Origin of the sequence: Agrobacterium burrii (assembly GCF_017313405.1) — a bacterium.
In the GTDB taxonomy this organism is placed as follows: domain Bacteria; phylum Pseudomonadota; class Alphaproteobacteria; order Rhizobiales; family Rhizobiaceae; genus Agrobacterium; species Agrobacterium burrii.
On sequence record NZ_JAFLNA010000016.1, the window covers coordinates 114,527 to 129,540 of the forward strand.

18 protein-coding genes are annotated in these 15,014 nt (G+C 60.2%); 11 read left to right on the top strand and 7 right to left on the bottom strand.

What is annotated here, in order from left to right:
- The first annotated feature begins 41 nt into the window (after positions 1–41).
- Complete coding sequence (locus JZX89_RS24365; protein ID WP_003494344.1) at positions 42–767, top strand: L,D-transpeptidase; 726 nt, start codon at positions 42–44, stop codon at positions 765–767.
- A 58-nt stretch (positions 768–825) separates the two neighbouring features.
- Here JZX89_RS24365 and JZX89_RS24370 read toward each other — a convergent pair whose 3' ends face one another.
- Positions 826–1,284, bottom strand: coding sequence for a MarR family winged helix-turn-helix transcriptional regulator (locus tag JZX89_RS24370; protein ID WP_207135587.1), 459 nt, complete (start codon positions 1,282–1,284; stop codon positions 826–828).
- Positions 1,285–1,478: 194 nt separating this feature from the next.
- Between JZX89_RS24370 and JZX89_RS24375 the strand changes: the two genes are divergently transcribed.
- From JZX89_RS24375 to JZX89_RS24385, 3 genes are all read left to right on the top strand, one after another.
- Positions 1,479–1,901 (top strand): organic hydroperoxide resistance protein, encoded by a 423-nt coding sequence (locus JZX89_RS24375; protein WP_207135588.1) that lies wholly within the window; start codon positions 1,479–1,481, stop codon positions 1,899–1,901.
- 98 nt (positions 1,902–1,999) lie between these two features.
- On the top strand, positions 2,000–2,383 hold the full coding sequence (locus JZX89_RS24380) for an MbcA/ParS/Xre antitoxin family protein (protein WP_207135589.1): 384 nt from the start codon (positions 2,000–2,002) through the stop codon (positions 2,381–2,383).
- The gene (locus JZX89_RS24385) at positions 2,343–3,104 is read left to right on the top strand and encodes an RES family NAD+ phosphorylase (RefSeq protein ID WP_207135590.1); all 762 of its coding nucleotides are present in this window, start codon (positions 2,343–2,345) and stop codon (positions 3,102–3,104) included. The genes JZX89_RS24380 and JZX89_RS24385 overlap by 41 nt, the downstream gene beginning before the upstream one ends.
- A 208-nt stretch (positions 3,105–3,312) precedes the next feature.
- Here the strand turns inward: JZX89_RS24385 and JZX89_RS24390 are convergent, their stop codons facing one another.
- Entirely contained in the window at positions 3,313–3,735 is a 423-nt protein-coding gene (locus tag JZX89_RS24390; RefSeq protein WP_174372925.1) for a YciI family protein, read from the bottom strand.
- 101 nt (positions 3,736–3,836) lie between these two features.
- Positions 3,837–4,283 carry a MarR family winged helix-turn-helix transcriptional regulator gene (locus JZX89_RS24395; protein WP_153513346.1) on the bottom strand — a complete coding sequence of 149 codons (447 nt, stop codon included), beginning with the start codon at positions 4,281–4,283 and terminating at the stop codon, positions 3,837–3,839.
- 150 nt (positions 4,284–4,433) lie between these two features.
- Here JZX89_RS24395 and JZX89_RS24400 point away from each other — a divergent pair, with 150 nt between their 5' ends.
- From JZX89_RS24400 to JZX89_RS24410, 3 genes are all read left to right on the top strand, one after another.
- Positions 4,434–5,162 carry a DUF899 domain-containing protein gene (locus tag JZX89_RS24400; RefSeq protein WP_149898800.1) on the top strand — a complete coding sequence of 243 codons (729 nt, stop codon included), beginning with the start codon at positions 4,434–4,436 and terminating at the stop codon, positions 5,160–5,162.
- Between the two features lie 26 nt (positions 5,163–5,188).
- Positions 5,189–5,683, top strand: coding sequence for a DUF1579 domain-containing protein (locus JZX89_RS24405; RefSeq protein ID WP_207135591.1), 495 nt, complete (start codon positions 5,189–5,191; stop codon positions 5,681–5,683).
- Positions 5,684–5,780: 97 nt separating this feature from the next.
- Positions 5,781–6,560: a VOC family protein gene (locus tag JZX89_RS24410; RefSeq protein WP_207135592.1), complete on the top strand. Its 780-nt coding sequence runs from the start codon at positions 5,781–5,783 to the stop codon at positions 6,558–6,560.
- Between the two features lie 59 nt (positions 6,561–6,619).
- On the opposite strand, the gene JZX89_RS24415 is transcribed toward JZX89_RS24410, so the two are convergent.
- Positions 6,620–8,134 carry an ABC-F family ATP-binding cassette domain-containing protein gene (locus JZX89_RS24415; protein WP_153513348.1) on the bottom strand — a complete coding sequence of 505 codons (1,515 nt, stop codon included), beginning with the start codon at positions 8,132–8,134 and terminating at the stop codon, positions 6,620–6,622.
- Positions 8,135–8,650: 516 nt separating this feature from the next.
- Positions 8,651–10,225, bottom strand: a complete 1,575-nt coding sequence (locus JZX89_RS24420; protein WP_207135593.1) for a helicase HerA-like C-terminal domain-containing protein — start codon at positions 10,223–10,225, stop codon at positions 8,651–8,653.
- A 316-nt stretch (positions 10,226–10,541) separates the two neighbouring features.
- Between JZX89_RS24420 and JZX89_RS24425 the strand changes: the two genes are divergently transcribed.
- A complete protein-coding gene (locus JZX89_RS24425; protein ID WP_046798576.1) occupies positions 10,542–10,940 on the top strand; it encodes a DUF937 domain-containing protein in 399 nt (132 codons plus the stop codon).
- Between the two features lie 7 nt (positions 10,941–10,947).
- Here the strand turns inward: JZX89_RS24425 and JZX89_RS24430 are convergent, their stop codons facing one another.
- Positions 10,948–11,379: a winged helix-turn-helix transcriptional regulator gene (locus tag JZX89_RS24430; protein ID WP_207135594.1), complete on the bottom strand. Its 432-nt coding sequence runs from the start codon at positions 11,377–11,379 to the stop codon at positions 10,948–10,950.
- Positions 11,380–11,482: 103 nt separating this feature from the next.
- Between JZX89_RS24430 and JZX89_RS24435 the strand changes: the two genes are divergently transcribed.
- The 3 genes from JZX89_RS24435 to JZX89_RS24445 all read left to right on the top strand — a co-directional run bounded on the left by JZX89_RS24435 (position 11,483) and on the right by JZX89_RS24445 (position 14,022).
- Positions 11,483–12,241, top strand: a complete 759-nt coding sequence (locus JZX89_RS24435; RefSeq protein WP_207135595.1) for an SDR family oxidoreductase — start codon at positions 11,483–11,485, stop codon at positions 12,239–12,241.
- A gap of 68 nt (positions 12,242–12,309) precedes the next feature.
- Positions 12,310–13,116 (top strand): helix-turn-helix transcriptional regulator, encoded by an 807-nt coding sequence (locus tag JZX89_RS24440; RefSeq protein WP_207135596.1) that lies wholly within the window; start codon positions 12,310–12,312, stop codon positions 13,114–13,116.
- 294 nt (positions 13,117–13,410) lie between these two features.
- A complete protein-coding gene (locus tag JZX89_RS24445) occupies positions 13,411–14,022 on the top strand; it encodes a LysE family translocator (RefSeq protein ID WP_207135597.1) in 612 nt (203 codons plus the stop codon).
- A gap of 24 nt (positions 14,023–14,046) precedes the next feature.
- Here the strand turns inward: JZX89_RS24445 and JZX89_RS24450 are convergent, their stop codons facing one another.
- Complete coding sequence (locus JZX89_RS24450; protein ID WP_207135598.1) at positions 14,047–14,874, bottom strand: aldo/keto reductase; 828 nt, start codon at positions 14,872–14,874, stop codon at positions 14,047–14,049.
- Positions 14,875–15,014 lie beyond the last annotated feature (140 nt).

Here is a 15,014-nt window from a genome sequence, read left to right on the forward strand (position 1 = left end):
AACGGCGATATAGCCGTTCGAATGTGGGACAAACCGGCCTTATGACAAGCACCGACACAGATCTTTCCAGACGCACCTTTCTTTCCCTTCTCGGCATCTCCTCTGCTTCGCTTCTGGCGGGCTGCGCCTCATCCGGCACGGGAGACGCCATCCGCCAGCAGGCGAGCGCCATCGGCAGCGATTTCCGCCAGATGTTCTCGCCCGGCGTCAGCGATGCGGAACTGGCCGTCATGTACGGTTCGGTTGAAGACGGCGGTTATGTCATTCCCGCCGTACCCTATCAGAAAATCGACCGGCGTTATTATCGCCAGCGGGTTGTCGACCCGACCGGCGAACGCCCCGGCACCGTCGTCGTGGATACGCGCTCGCGCTTCCTCTACGTTGTGGAGCAGGGTGGCAGTGCCATGCGTTACGGCGTCGGCATCGGCCGCGATGGTTTCGCCTGGTCGGGCGAAGGTGTCATCCAGTGGCGTCAGAAATGGCCGAAATGGACCCCGCCGGACGAAATGGTCGCCCGCCAGCCGGAACTGGTCAAATATTCGTCCAAGAATGGCGGCATGCCGCCGGGCCTGAAGAACCCGCTCGGCGCACGCGCCCTCTATATCTTCCAGAACGGCAAGGACACGCTTTACCGCCTGCACGGCTCGCCGGAATGGAACTCCATCGGCAAGGCCGTCTCCTCCGGCTGCGTGCGCCTGATGAACCAGGACGTCATCGACCTTTACGACCGCGTGCCGCAGAAGGCGCGTGTGGTGGTCTGGCAGTAAGCTGAAGTCTATTCGCATTAATGAAGGCGGCCTCGTGCCGCCTTTAGTTTTTTCAGGGTTACGTGCGGGCAAGGCTGTCCTTCAACGCATTCACCCGGTCCCGCAACTGCGCCAGTTCCTCCAGCCCGCAGCCGGTGGCGCCGCCGATGGCCGCCATGATCTTCACGCCCTCTTTTTTGAGGTCGGCGCCCTTTTGCGTTAAGGCCACCAGCACCTGCCGCTCGTCCACCGTGCCGCGCTTGCGGGTGATCAGTCCGGCATGTTCGAGCCTTTTCAGCAGCGGTGACAGCGTGCCGGAATCCAGCCCCAGCATTTCGCCAAGCGCCTTGACGGTGGAAGTCTGTTTTTCCCAGAGCGCCATCATGACCAGATATTGCGGATAGGTCAGGCCAATCGGGTCGAGCAGCGGCTTATAGGCGCGTGTGAAGGCGTGCGCTGCGCCGTAAAGGGCAAAGCATATCTGCTGGTCCAGCCTCAACAGGCTTTCCATCTTCGTGTCATTGCCCTCTGCGCCCATAGTCCTGCTCCAAAATAAAACCGGTGAGGGAACAATCGGCCCCCGCTTTCGGTTCCTGCCACATGGATGTGCGGCGAAATTTCGTGAAAACTATCGCAAAAAACAAAATTTCATTCAATGCGCAAAATCATATTGCGCACAATTTAATTGTTCGCTATAAAACATCCAACACCAACCCGAAGGGAGTAAATGCCATGCCTATTCTCTACACGACCAAAGCATCCGCCACCGGTGGCCGTGCAGGTAACGCCAAGTCGGAAGACGGCGTTCTCGACGTCACGCTGACCGTTCCGAAGGAACTGGGCGGTGACGGTGCCCGCGGCACCAATCCAGAGCAGCTTTTCGCCGCCGGTTATTCGGCCTGCTTCCTCGGCGCGCTGAAGGCGGTCGCCGGCAAGCAGAAGGTAAAGATCCCCGAAGACACCACTGTGACGGCAACCGTCGGTATCGGCCCGCGCGAAGATGGCACCGGCTTCGGCATCGAAGTGTCGCTGAAGGTCAATATTCCCGGCCTGGACCGCGAAAAGGCAGAAGAGCTGGTCGCTGCCGCCCATATCGTTTGCCCTTATAGCCACGCCATGCGCACCTCCACGGAAGTGCCGGTTTCGGTGGCCTGATATTGTAGACTTAAAAAAAGAGGCCGGGGTTCATCCCTCGGCCTTCTTGTTTGTGGAAATAAATATGCTATATTCTTTCTGAAGAAAGGATGTGCGCCATGAATATTCACGCCAAGACTGCCATGGATCCTGCAGCACAGGGCCGGGTCGTCACCAAGGCCGTTATCGCCGCTGCCGAGCGGCTGGGCCTGAATGCCGCCCGCATGGCGGATATTCTCGGCGTTTCCGCCCCCACCGTCTCGCGCATGAAAAGACTGGATTTCCTGCTGGAGCCGGGCGCCAAATCCTTCGAGCTGGCGGTGCTGCTGATCCGGGTTTTTCGTTCGCTGGACGCGATTGCCGGCGGTGACGAGGCCGTTGCGAAAAACTGGCTGCGCAATCACAACGCGGCGCTGAACGCCGTGCCTGCCGAAAAACTCACCACCATTGCCGGATTGATCGATGTCCTCTCCTATCTGGACGCCCGACGCGCTCCTGTCTGAAAAACGCGCCACATCGGGAAAATACTGGCGGCTGGTGGAAGCGCAGCATCAGGTTTCCACCATGAAGCTGGTGGACACGGTGGAAGAGCAATCGCTGCTGGAAGATATTCTCGAGACGAGCAAGCGGCCGTTTCCGCCTGAATGCGCCGGTTTCGACTATCTTCTCGCCACGCCGTTCCGCTATGGCGCGGCCTATCCCTATGGTTCGCGTTTTCGCCGCGCAGGTTTCACCGAAGGTGTTTATTACGCCGCCGCCAGGGTGGAGACGGCGCTTGCCGAAATGGCCTTTTACCGGCTGCTGTTTTATGCCGAATCGCCGGGCACACCGCTGCCCGCCAATCCCGCCGAATATTCCGCCTTCGCCGCCCGTGTCGCCACCGATGCCGCACTTGACCTGACAAAACCGGAGCTCAGCCGTAACGAGGCGCTGTGGACCGATCTCACGAATTACGAGCCGTGCCAGGCGTTGGCAGAGCAGGCGCGCGAGGCAAAGGTTGAAGCCATCCTTTACCGCTCGGTTCGAGATCCCGCAGGTGGGATGAACATCGCAATCCTGTCGCCAAAGGCCTTTGCAGCCAAAACGCCGGTAGAGCGGATGAGCTGGCGAATTCACCTGTCGAAAACCGGGGTGCAGGCGTTGTGCGAATTCCCGATGCGCCGCACGGGGTTTTTGGCCTCGGATTTTGCCAATGACCCGCGTCTGGCCGGCCTGCTGGGGTAACGGCTGCTGGTTGAGCAGACGCTGCCGCTTCTTTCTTCTCCCCGCCGGGGAGAAGGTGGCCCGAAGGGGCGGATGAGGGGGCAAGTTCTCCGAATATCTCTACCCTTGCCCCCCCTCATCCCGCTGCCGCGACCTTCTCCCCGGCGGGGAGAAGAAACAAGCGGCATCCGCTCGGCTTTTTCAGGCCCGACGGTAAGCCTGAGCCCCGCTACTGCTTGCCCACACGGGCGCGCAGTTCTTCCACATGCGCTGCAATTTCCGGGGTCACCGCATCGCCAAAATCTTCCATTTCGAACAGCGGACGGATTTCGATTTCGCTGCGCTCCAGCATCGGGTTGGGGCAGCGTTTCACCCACGCCACCGCTTCATCCATGTCCTTCACATTCCACAGCCAGAAGCCGGCAACCAGTTCGTTGGTGTTCGGGAACGGGCCGTCAACCACGGTGCGGCTGTCGCCGTCGAAAACGATTCTCTTGCCCTTGGAGGAGGGATGCAGGCCATCACCGGATTGCATGATGCCGGCATTCACCAGTTCCTCGTTGAATTTTCCCATCGCCTCCATGAGTTCAGTCGTGGGCATGACGCCATCTTCGCTGCTTTTGGTGGCTTTTACAAAAACGATTGCACGCATGATCTTTCCTCCTAGATTGCGTTTTCCGGGTAGTTTCGTCTTCCAGCACGACGGCCCGATGACATTCTGGCCGATAAAAGTGGCATTATGCCGTCAGCCTTTCAGCCGAGATCGATAAGATCGCGGCGCAGCCGGTCGGGGTCGCCGCTGCCAATTTTCGCTTCGATTTCCGCATGGGTCTGTTTCCAGATGGGAAAAGCGGCGGCAAGCACGGCCATGCCATCCGCCGTCAACCGCAGGCGTTTACCGCGCCTGTCTTTCGGGTCCTGCTCGATGCTGACCAGCCCGCGCCGTTCCAGCGGCTTCAGCGCCGCCGTCAGCGTCGTGCGATCCATGGCCAGAAGATTGGCGACCGGCCCCATCGGCGGCGGCTCAGGCCGGTTGAGCGACATCAGCAGGGAAAACTGGCCATTATTGATGCCAACAGGCTTCAGCGCATTGTCGAACAACCGCGCCAAAGCCCGTGCGGCGCGCTGCGCATGCAGGCAGAGACAGGCGTCCCGCACGAAAAGAGTTGTCGAAAAAGGAATCAGGCCAGCGTTTGACATGCGATAAATATGTTGATATCAACCTAATTAGTCAAGCGGAACTTGATGCCCCGCTGATGGTTTAACTGACTTTCAATGCAGAAATAGGCGGCGCCCTCCGGTGGAGCGGAGTGGCGCCGTGGTGAAAGACGGATCCAAGGAGGAAAGATCATGTCTCATCCTGTTGTTTCGAATGAAGAGTGGCTTGCGGCTCGCCGCGATCTGCTGGTGAAGGAAAAGGAACTGACCCGCGCCCGTGACCGGCTGAACGAGGCGCGACGCGCATTGCCCTGGGAAGAGGTGACGAAAGACTATATTTTCGATGCGCCTTCCGGCCCGAAATCGCTGCAGGAACTGTTCGGCGATTGCAGCCAGCTCATCGTTTATCACTTCATGCTGGCGCCCGACTGGGAAGAGGGCTGCACCGGCTGTTCCTTTTTCGCCGACCATGTCGATGGCGCGATGATCCATCTCAAACATGGCGATGCCGGTTTCGTCGCGGTTTCCCGCGCGCCGCTTGAAAAGATCGAAGCCTATAGAAACCGCATGGGCTGGAAGTTCCCTTGGGTTTCCGCATCAGGCAGCGATTTCAACTATGATTATCAGGCTTCCTTCCGCGATGAGGATATCAAGGGCGGGGCGATCACCTATAATTATCGTGAAATCGAACCGATGGGCGACCTGAAGGACCTGCACGGCGTCAGCATTTTCGCCAAGGGCGAAGATGGCAAGATTTATCACACTTACTCGGCTTATGCCCGCGGCATGGAACAGGCGCTCGGTACGCTGATGCTGCTCGATCTGGTGCCAAAGGGCCGTAATGAAGATGGTGTAATGGATTGGGTGCGCCGACACGATCAATATGAGGACGCGCCGAAAGCTGCAGCCTGCTGCCACTGAAACGCACAGACGAGGAGGAGACAACAATGGAAATGGAAAGCGCCAAGCCGCAGAAGGAACATGAATTCCTGTCGAGAATTGTCGGTAACTGGGTCATGACCGCCAGTTCCGGCCATGGGGATTATGATGCCGACGACCCGTCGCAGCGCTTCACCGAGACGGTCCGCTCCATCGGCGGGCTGTGGATCATCGGCGAAGGCACCGGCAAGATGCCGGACGGGACGCAGATGACGGCGGTGATCACGGTCGGCTTCGACCAAGCCAAGGGCAATTTTGTCGGAAGCTGGATTGGGTCGATGATGACCTATCTCTGGGTCTACAGGGGCTGGCTGGAAGAGGACGGCAAGACCCTGACGCTGGAAGCAGAAGGCCCCGCCTTTGACGGCTCCGTCCGCATGGATACCTATCGCGACGTGCTGGTGCTGCATGACGACAATCACCGCAGCTTTTCCGGCAGCGTCAAGCAGCCGGACGGTACATTCAAGACCTTCATGACATCGGAATTCCGGCGCGAAGCGTAAAGCCCTGCCGGAATTTGCCAGAAACAGAAAAGCGCCGCCGCGTCCTGCGGCGGGCGATCACCAAATGTAGATGCCCAAACCTCCTGAGGAGACGACGATGCCCGATACACATGGAAAATTTATCTGGGTTGAACTGATGACGCCTGACATGGAAGAGGCCGCCCGCTTTTATGGCCACGTCGCCGGCTGGCAGACCAAGGATTTCGGTTCGCCGGAAATGCCCTATCTGGTGCTGGAGGCTGACGGCAAAGGCATGGGCGGTGTCATGGAACTGACCGAAGAACACAAGGGTCAGGGCATTCCGCCGAACTGGACCGGTTATGTTGCCGTCGACGATGTTGATGCCTCGGCCAGGCTTTTCGAGGAAAAGGGTGGCTCCGTCATGCGCCAGCCGCAGGATATTCCTGAAATTGGCCGGTTTGCGGTGGTCGCGGACCCCTATGGTGCGGTTCTTTGCATCATGACGCCGCTGCCGATGGAAAGCGGCGGTTTCCCCGAAGACGCGCAAAGCCTGCCCGGCCATGTCGGCTGGCATGAGCTGATGACGGACGATGTGGATGGAGCGACCGCCTTTTATGGCGAGGTCTTCGGCTGGACCAAGGACCATGATTTCGACATGGGCGAAATGGGGCCGTATCGCATCTTCGCCCATAACGGCAAGGCCATCGGCGGCATGATGAAGCGTATGCCGCAGGTTCCCGTCTGTCATTGGAGTTATTACTTCAATGTCGATGGCATTGATGCCGCCATCACCCGCGTCAGCGCCGGCGGCGGAAAGGTCATCAACGGTCCGATGGAGGTTCCCGGCGAAAGCTGGATCGTCAATTGTCAGGACCCGCAGGGCGCCTTTTTCTCGCTGTTGTCGCAGAAGAAATAACAATGCATACCCCTCCCGCCGCCCCGGATTGGCGGGAGGGGCCTTCGCTTTGAGTATGGTTATGCCGAGGCGAAAAACGCTTCCGCATCCTCGACTTCCACCAGCCGGCGTTTGTCGATCAGCCAGAAGCGGGTTCCAACCGTGCGCACGAAACTCCGGTCGTGCGAGACGAGCACGCAGCTGGCCTGGCGGCCGGTAATTTCCGCCTCCAGCGCTTCCTGCCCCTCAATGTCGAGATGGTTGGTCGGCTCGTCCAGCAGGTAGAAATTCGGCTCGGTCAGGCGCAGCGCCAGCATGGCAAGCCGCGCCTTCTGCCCGCCGGAAAGCGTCGCGATGCGACGTTTCTGCATTTCCATATCGATGCCCGCACCGGCGAGCAGCCCATGCGCGCGCTGGTCACCTATGTCGAACCGATGCGTGATGAGCGTCAGCGGCGTGCTGGCATCATCGATCTCGGCGAGCGACTGGTCGACATATCCCGCCACCAGCGAAGGGGTGGCCTTGATGCCCTCCGCCACCTGCTCGTCAGCCCTTACAGCCGCCTTCAGAAGCGAGACCAACCGCGTCTTGCCGACGCCATTATGGCCGAGAATGACGATGCGGTCGCCCTGGCGGATGAATTGCTGGCCAGTGCGGAACAGCAGGGTGCCATCCGGTGTCGAGACGGGAATATCCTCCAGCGTCACCAATACCTTGGCATGTGTGCCGCGATTGGCAAGCTGGATCTTTCCGGCAGATCGATCCTGATGGGCGGGTCGGGCTTTTTCCTCCAGCTTCTCGGCGCGCTCGCGCAACTGCTTGGTCTTGATGGTTAGAAGATCGCTGCCCGAATTGATGCCGATATTGTTGAGCTTCGCCGCCTGCCGGCGCAATTGCTGCACGGTCTTCATGTCGCGCTCGAAACGCCGCTCATCGGCGGCGTCCTCCTCTTCGAGCGCCCGCCGCGCATGGCCATAGGGCAAGCGGAAGAGCGAGGAATTTTCCGGCCGCAGGAACAGCGTGGTTTTGGTGACATTGTCGAGAAAGGCACGGTCATGGCTGACAATGACCACTGCCGTATCGCGCGGTAACTGTTGAAGAAAACCCTCCAGCACCTTGATCTTTTCAAGGTCGAGATGGTTGGTCGGCTCATCGAGCAGCAACAGGTCCGGCTCGGTGACCCATGCCCGCGCCAGCATGGCGAGCCGCTGCCAGCCGCCACTCAGAGCCTGCAGCGGCCGATGGCGATAGCTTTCCGGCACGGCCATCTCGTCAAGGATAATATCGGCCCGCCAGCTGTCGCTGTCGATCACATCCGCGGGCAGGGCGGATAATACCGCATCCCGCATTGTCCGTGTGAGAAGGGCCGGGGGCAGATGCTGGTGGACGATGGACTGCGTCAACCCGCGCAATCGGGTGATGTCGCCGCTGCTGGCATCCAGTTCGCCAGCAAGGCAATTGAGCAAGGTAGATTTGCCGCAGCCATTCGCGGCGACGATGCCGATGCGGTCTCCCGCATGGATGGTGAGGCTGAGACCAGAAAAAAGCGGCTTGCCCAGGATAATTCCGAGGTTTCGAAGCGTGATAAGGGTCATGATGTATCTCTGGCGAAACGGATCATCGACGAAGCTGGCTGCCACATGCGGGCAGGGCTGTTCAGTCGCGATGATCCGTCATGAAAACATGCGCAATGGCAGACGAGCTGCGTCCCGCGCGGCCTTTTGGGCAAACCAGAGTCTTGGAAGTTCCGGTCAGCCCTGCAAACGCATCTGCAGGGCAGAAAGGTGGCGGATCTGGCGGTAACGCCAGAAGCAGGAAATATCCATGCGAAGCCTCCTTTCTTGATGTGGGGTTGAACCGTCTGATGATTAGCAGCGGTGGTGACGGGAGGCAATGGGTTTTGCGGAGGAGCGGTGATGGGATGGTACCACGGTGCGGCACCGATTCTTCTCCCCGCCGGGGAGAAGGTGGCCCGAAGGGTCGGATGAGGGGGTAACATCAGCGATATGCGGAGAGCTCGCCCCCTCATCCCGCTGCCGCGAACTTCTCCCCGGCGGGGAGAAGAAACAAGCGGCGCGCGCTCGCCCCCCCATGGGTGCTTCAGTACATATTTACCGCTTCAAACTACCCAAAATCCCGCGCACGATCGCGCGTCCCACGGATGTCGCAACGGAACGCGCTGCACTTTTCATCGCCGCCTCGATCACCGTCTCGCGCTGGTAGCCGGTCTTGCGCGCGCCGCCATTGCGGGCGCCTGTGGTGGAGGCCGGTGCGGGCTCCTCGTCGCCGAAGCCCGGCAGGCGCCAGCGTCCGGAAGCGTTGTCGGACTGGTTGGCGGCATTTTCTTCTTCCGCGCGCTTGGCGGCTTCGGCTTCCGCCGCCTTCTGGGCGCGGGCGTTGAGGATTTCGAAGGCCGATTCCCGGTCCAGATCCTTGTCGTATTGACCGGCGACCGGGCTCAGATCCATCAGCGATTGACGTTCGGCATCGGTGAGCGGCCCGACGCGGCCGGAGGGCGGGCGCACGAGGGTGCGTTCCACGATGGAAGGCGCGCCCTTGTCATGCAGGGTGGAAATCAGCGCCTCACCCGTGCCGAGCGTGGTGATGGTGTCGGCGGTGTTGAAGGCCGGGTTCTGGCGGAAGGTGTCGGCTGCGGTGCGCACGGCCTTCTGCTCGCGCGGCGTATAGGCGCGCAGCGCATGCTGCACACGGTTGCCGAGCTGGGCAAGAACGGTTTCCGGCACGTCGAGCGGGTTCTGCGTCACGAAATAGACACCCACGCCCTTGGAGCGAATAAGGCGCACCACCTGTTCCACGCGCTCGACCAGCACTTTGGGCGCATCGTTGAACAGCAGATGCGCCTCGTCGAAGAAGAACACGAGACGCGGCTTTTCCGGGTCGCCCACCTCAGGCAGTTCCTCAAACAGTTCCGAGAGCATCCAGAGCAGGAAGGTGGCGTAAAGGCGCGGGTTCATCATCAGCCGGTCAGCCGCAAGAACGGAAACCGTGCCGCGCCCATCCGCGCCGACGCGCATGATGTCGGCGATTTTCAGTGCCGGCTCGCCGAAGAAATTTGCGGCACCCTGCTGTTCGAGAACCAGCAGCCCGCGTTGCAGCGAACCGACCGAGGCCTTGGAAATCAGGCCGAACTGGCTGGAAAGCGCCGATGCGTTTTCGCCCATATAGTTCAAGAGCGATTGCAGGTCTTTCAGATCGAGCAGCGGCAGCCCACCCTGATCGGCGATCTTGAAGGCGATGTTGAGCACGCCTTCCTGCGCTTCCGATGCGTCCATCAACCGGGCGAGCAGCAGCGGTCCCATCTCGGCGATGGTGGCGCGCACGCGATGGCCTTTTTCACCGTAGAGATCCCAGAAGATGACAGGCGACTTGCCATAGGAGAAATCGGTAAAGCCGATCTGCTCGGCGCGTTTCTGCACCCAGTCTTTCGCTTCGCCCTCGGCCGCAATGCCGGAAAGGTCGCCCTTGATATCGGCGCAGAACACCGGAACGCCGGCCTTCGAATAGCCTTCGGCGAGAACCTGCAACGTCACGGTCTTGCCCGTTCCCGTCGCGCCGGTGATCAGGCCGTGGCGGTTGCCGAATTTCAGTTCCAGATATTCGCCCTTGTTCAGGCTGTCATCCGGATTGCGGCTGGTCCCGATATAGAGCTGTCCGTCCTGCAACATCGACCATTTTCTCCTGCGGCTGATGCATGACCCTTAAAATCGGAATCGATTTAACAAAAGCCATGTCCGAATTAAAAGCGTTGCGACATTCTTTGGCCGCTCAAGGTAAAAGCGGCCTTTTCATAGTTTGGTTGTGATGATCTTATAAGGACAGTTTCAAGGCGCAACAACTGCTTGATGGCGATGAATAAAAAGCGCTTGATGAAAGTTGCCGCACCTATCCGTGGCCGCTTGAATGCGGCATGAGATTGTTTTACGTTGACGTTAACGTCAGTTATTCGATGTTGGCGTCGTTTTTTTTCAACAGGAGGCAAGAATGAACGAAATCGTTGATCAGATCGCCGCAAAGGCGGGTATCGACCCTCAACTGGCCGAAAAGGCCGTTGGCATGATTCTCGGTTTTCTCCAGCGCGAGGCGGCCGACGGACCGATCGCCAAGATGATCGAAGCCATTCCGGGCGCCAGCGATCTCGTGGCGCAATATAACGGTGAGGGCACCGGTAATGGCGGCGGCGGTCTGCTGGGCGGACTGATGAGCGCGATCGGCGGCGGCGGCATCATGGGTCTTGGCCAGCAGTTGATGAGCCAGGGCATCGGCATGAGCGAGATTTCCACGCTCGCCAAGGAAACCATCGCCGTTGCCCGTCAGCACGCCGGTGACGAAACCGTTGACCAGGTGATCGCCTCGGTTCCGGGCCTCAGCCAGTTCGCTTGAAGCGCGACTAATCCATTGTGGGGCGCGGCGGCTGTTCTTTGAAACGCCGCCGCGCCTCTTCTATGTCCGCATGGTGCGTTTCCGCCCAGATCCACACGCCGCAAAAGGCGCTGCCGAGCGTGCGGCCGAGATGGGTGAGATCATAATCCACATGCGGCGGAATGACGGGATGCACGGTGCGGCGCACCAGCCCATCGCTTTCCATCTGTCTCAGCGTTTTTGTCAGCATCTTCTGGCTGATGCTGCCCACATGTTTGCCGATCTGCGTGAAACGCAGTGTGCCGTGCTCTTCCAGCACCTCCAGAATGAGCATCGTCCATTTGTCCGCCACCTTGGCGATGATATCCTGAACCAGCGCCTCGATGACCGGATCGGTTTCCGTGGGCGGCGGAACCTTGCGCCGGCTCTCGATGGCGGGGTCGGCGGCGTGCCGTTTCATCTTACACTCTCCATTGGGTAAGTATAAATCTTTTGGGTGCCTACTTTCGATTAGAGAGTATCATAGCTAACTTCCTTTCACCCAACAAGCAAAGGATGCTGCAATGAAAATCACCGGCAACACCATTCTCATCACCGGCGGCGGTTCCGGCATCGGCCGGGCGCTGGCTGAAGCGTTCCATCAGGCCGGCAACAGGGTCGTCATTTCCGGCCGCCGCCAGGCCGTGCTCGACGAGGTGACGGCCGCCAATCCCGGCATGGCCTCGATGGTGATGGACGCGACGGACGCCGCGGGTATCCGCGCTTTCGCCGAAGCGCTGGTGAAGGCCCATCCGAGCCTCAACGCCGTTATCAACAATGCCGGCATCATGCGGCCGGAAGACATCGTCGCCGCGCCGGATTATCTCGATACGGCCGAAGAAACGATTGCCACCAATCTTCTCGCGCCCATCCGCCTGACTGCGGCGCTTTTGCCGCATTTCCTCAAGCAGCCCGCCGCCGCCGTATTGACAGTATCCTCCGGGCTGGCCTTCGTGCCCATGGTGCTGACCCCCACCTACAGCGCCACCAAATCGGCCATCCACGCCTATTCGGTCGCGCTGCGGGAGCAGCTGAGGGAGACACCGGTGGAGGTCATCGAAATCGTGCCGCCCTATGTGCAGACGACGCTGATGGGCGAGGGACAGGCCAATGACGAAAGGGCCATGCCGCTAGAGGCCTTTATTTCCGAGGTGATGGAGATTCTTGAAAATCGTCCGGACGACAGGGAAGTGGTGGTGGAACGCTGCAAGCCTTTGCGTTTTGCTGCGCAGAACGGCAATTTCGATCAGGTCTTCGCCATGATCAACCATATGCATCCTTAAGCGCCGGTGTCTGTCGCATAGGCACATCCTGTGATAGCGTCGCGCTCTTATCCGCGGAGCGCGCGCTCATGGCCCAAGGCCAGTTCCTGATGCCGAAAACCAGCATGCCCGGTGTCGCCGCCGTGGTGGCGGATAGCGATCGTTGCTTTCCGCGCCATATGCATGATCAGTTCGGCATCGGCCTCATCGAGCGCGGCGCGCAGAAATCGCTTTCCGGCCGCGGCATGGTGGAAGCGGGCGCCGGCCATGTCATCACCGTCAATCCCGGCGAGGTGCATGACGGCATTCCGCTTGGAGAGGGCGGCCGTGCCTGGCGGATGCTTTATCTCGACATCGATATCGTTCGCGATGCCGTTGCCGATGTCTGCGAGAAGGATCACGGCTCTTTCGAATTTGCCTATCCCGTTGATGCAAGGCCGCTCGCGCCCCGGTTCAGCGCCGTCTTTTCGGCTGTTACCGCAAGGCAGCGGCCGGGCGAAACCCTCCATGGCGACGAGGCCCTGCTGATGCTTTTGGCGGGTGCGATGGAGGTGGTTTCCAAACCGCGTGAAACCGCCGCGCCCGACAGCATAAAACGGGCGAAACGCAGAATTGATGACGATCCCGCCCGGCCGTTCCGCCTTGCCGATCTGGCCGGGGAGGCAGGCATGAGCCAGTTCCGCTTCCTGCGGGCCTTCGCCAGGGTAACCGGCCTGACGCCGCACAGCTATCTTCTCCAGCGCCGCGTCCATCTGGCCCGGAATGCGCTCGCCGGCGGCGCGCCACCCGCCGAGGTGGCCTTCATCGCCGGTTTTGCCGACCAGAGCCATCTGAACCGGGTTTTCGTGCGCCAGTTCGGGGTGACGCCGGCGGTTTATCGGGCGGCGCTTTCGTAGGGCAGGTTACTCCAAAAGGGGAAAGGTCTGCGCGGCATGTCTGGGGTTTCTGGGGAGCGCAAACGCACCCTCTTTCCTCATTCCTGTGCTTGTCACAGGAATCCAGCCAGCCCAAGTCTTTGGGCTGAAAGGACTCCCCCGCCGCGCAGACGCGCGTCGACTGGATTCCTGTGACAAGCACAGGAATGAGGGGGGAGGGAGCCTCCGGGCATCAACCCTGCAATTTCATCCAAGACACCCACCCCACGCACCATCATGCTCTCGTCCTCCACCCCAAGAGGACATACCCGCATCATGACACCCGAATTCCTCATCACATCCTTCATCGTCGCCGCGTCTCCCGGAACCGGCGTGGTCTACACGCTGGCCGCCGGTCTTTCGCAGGGGGCGAGGGCGAGCGTCATCGCGGCCTTCGGCTGCACGCTCGGCATTGTGCCGCATCTGCTCGCCGCCATCACCGGGCTTGCCGCCATTCTGCACACCAGCGCGCTCGCCTTCGGCATCGTCAAATATCTGGGGGTCGCCTATCTCCTCCACATGGCGTGGAACACGCTGCGGGAAGACGGTGCACTGAAGATCGACGATACGAGGGAACCCCAGAAGGCCGCCCGTGTCATCGGCGAGGCGATCCTCATCAATCTGCTGAACCCGAAACTGTCGATCTTCTTTTTCGCCTTCCTGCCGCAGTTCATCGCGCCGGATGAGGTTTTGCCGACATGGCGCATGATCGATCTCGGACTGATCTTCATGGCCATGACGTTTCTGGTCTTTGCGCTTTATGGCTGTTTCGCCGCCTCGGTCCGGCGGCATGTGGTGTCACGCCCGGCGGTCCTCGCCTGGCTGCGGCGCAGCTTCGCCGCCGCTTTCGTGGCGCTGGGTGCGAAGCTGGCCCTGACCGAGAGATAGACGGGACCAAATGGCCCCGTCGCCTCAGTCGTCCCAATCGGGCGCGAGGTGGCCGGGGCTGACGATGCGGCCATTCGGCCTGGCAAGAGCGTGGATCGCCCGCATTTCCTCTTCCGATAGCGCGAAGTCGAAAATATCGAAATTCTCCTTGAGGCGGCTTTCCGTCGCCGTCTTGGAAAGCGCCACGATATCCGGCTGCTGCACCGCCCAGCGCAGGGTCACCTGCGCCGCGGTCTTGCCGTGTTTCGCGCCGATATCCTTCAGCACAGGATCGTTCGGCACCTTGCCGTCGGCCATCAGATAATAGGCCGTCACCGACATTCCGTGCTTGCGCGCGGCGGAAATCACCTTCGTCTGGTCGAGATAGGGGTGATATTCGATCTGATTGGTCGCAAGCGGCGTGTCGGACAGTTTCACCGCCTCGTCAGTCAGCGCCACGTTGAAGTTGGAAATGCCGATATTGCGCGCCTTGCCGGCCTTGCGCACCGCGTTCAGTGCACCCATGCGTTCAGCAAGCGGCACGTCGCTTTTCGGCCAGTGCAGCAGCAGCAGATCGACATAGTCGGTCTTCAGCTTCGTAAGGCTTTCATCAACGGAGGCAAGAAAATCATCGTGACGGTAGCGGTCCACCCAGACCTTGGTGGTCAGGAAGATATCGTGCCGGGAAATGCCTGACTGAGCGATGACCTCGCCAACGGCGCCCTCGTTCTTGTAGATCTGGGCGGTATCGACATGGCGGAAGCCGAGTTTCAGCGCTTCCGGCAGAACGCGCCTGATATCGTCTTCCGGAATGCGGAAGGTGCCGAAACCGAGGGCGGGAATATTCGCGCCATTCGCGCTGACGTCATACATGGATGTCTCTCCTGTTTGCTGAAAACATGGCCGGCGCAAGAGGCCGGGCGGGAAGCCGTCTTTCATTAACTGCCATCCGCGCGATCGGTTTCAACCGTTTTGACACGATCACCCATCCGCGCCATTGCGGGCGGAGAAGC

Excerpts from the sequence above, each read along its gene's own strand:
- JZX89_RS24365 (WP_003494344.1), top strand. The coding sequence starts at position 42 with ATGACAAGCACCGACACAGATCTTTCCAGACGCACCTTTCTTTCCCTT.
- JZX89_RS24370 (WP_207135587.1), bottom strand. The coding sequence starts at position 1,284 with ATGGGCGCAGAGGGCAATGACACGAAGATGGAAAGCCTGTTGAGGCTG.
- JZX89_RS24375 (WP_207135588.1), top strand. The coding sequence starts at position 1,479 with ATGCCTATTCTCTACACGACCAAAGCATCCGCCACCGGTGGCCGTGCA.
- JZX89_RS24380 (WP_207135589.1), top strand. The coding sequence starts at position 2,000 with ATGAATATTCACGCCAAGACTGCCATGGATCCTGCAGCACAGGGCCGG.
- JZX89_RS24385 (WP_207135590.1), top strand. The coding sequence starts at position 2,343 with ATGTCCTCTCCTATCTGGACGCCCGACGCGCTCCTGTCTGAAAAACGC.
- JZX89_RS24390 (WP_174372925.1), bottom strand. The coding sequence starts at position 3,735 with ATGCGTGCAATCGTTTTTGTAAAAGCCACCAAAAGCAGCGAAGATGGC.
- JZX89_RS24395 (WP_153513346.1), bottom strand. The coding sequence starts at position 4,283 with ATGTCAAACGCTGGCCTGATTCCTTTTTCGACAACTCTTTTCGTGCGG.
- JZX89_RS24400 (WP_149898800.1), top strand. The coding sequence starts at position 4,434 with ATGTCTCATCCTGTTGTTTCGAATGAAGAGTGGCTTGCGGCTCGCCGC.
- JZX89_RS24405 (WP_207135591.1), top strand. The coding sequence starts at position 5,189 with ATGGAAATGGAAAGCGCCAAGCCGCAGAAGGAACATGAATTCCTGTCG.
- JZX89_RS24410 (WP_207135592.1), top strand. The coding sequence starts at position 5,781 with ATGCCCGATACACATGGAAAATTTATCTGGGTTGAACTGATGACGCCT.
- JZX89_RS24415 (WP_153513348.1), bottom strand. The coding sequence starts at position 8,134 with ATGACCCTTATCACGCTTCGAAACCTCGGAATTATCCTGGGCAAGCCG.
- JZX89_RS24420 (WP_207135593.1), bottom strand. The coding sequence starts at position 10,225 with ATGTTGCAGGACGGACAGCTCTATATCGGGACCAGCCGCAATCCGGAT.
- JZX89_RS24425 (WP_046798576.1), top strand. The coding sequence starts at position 10,542 with ATGAACGAAATCGTTGATCAGATCGCCGCAAAGGCGGGTATCGACCCT.
- JZX89_RS24430 (WP_207135594.1), bottom strand. The coding sequence starts at position 11,379 with ATGAAACGGCACGCCGCCGACCCCGCCATCGAGAGCCGGCGCAAGGTT.
- JZX89_RS24435 (WP_207135595.1), top strand. The coding sequence starts at position 11,483 with ATGAAAATCACCGGCAACACCATTCTCATCACCGGCGGCGGTTCCGGC.
- JZX89_RS24440 (WP_207135596.1), top strand. The coding sequence starts at position 12,310 with ATGGCCCAAGGCCAGTTCCTGATGCCGAAAACCAGCATGCCCGGTGTC.
- JZX89_RS24445 (WP_207135597.1), top strand. The coding sequence starts at position 13,411 with ATGACACCCGAATTCCTCATCACATCCTTCATCGTCGCCGCGTCTCCC.
- JZX89_RS24450 (WP_207135598.1), bottom strand. The coding sequence starts at position 14,874 with ATGTATGACGTCAGCGCGAATGGCGCGAATATTCCCGCCCTCGGTTTC.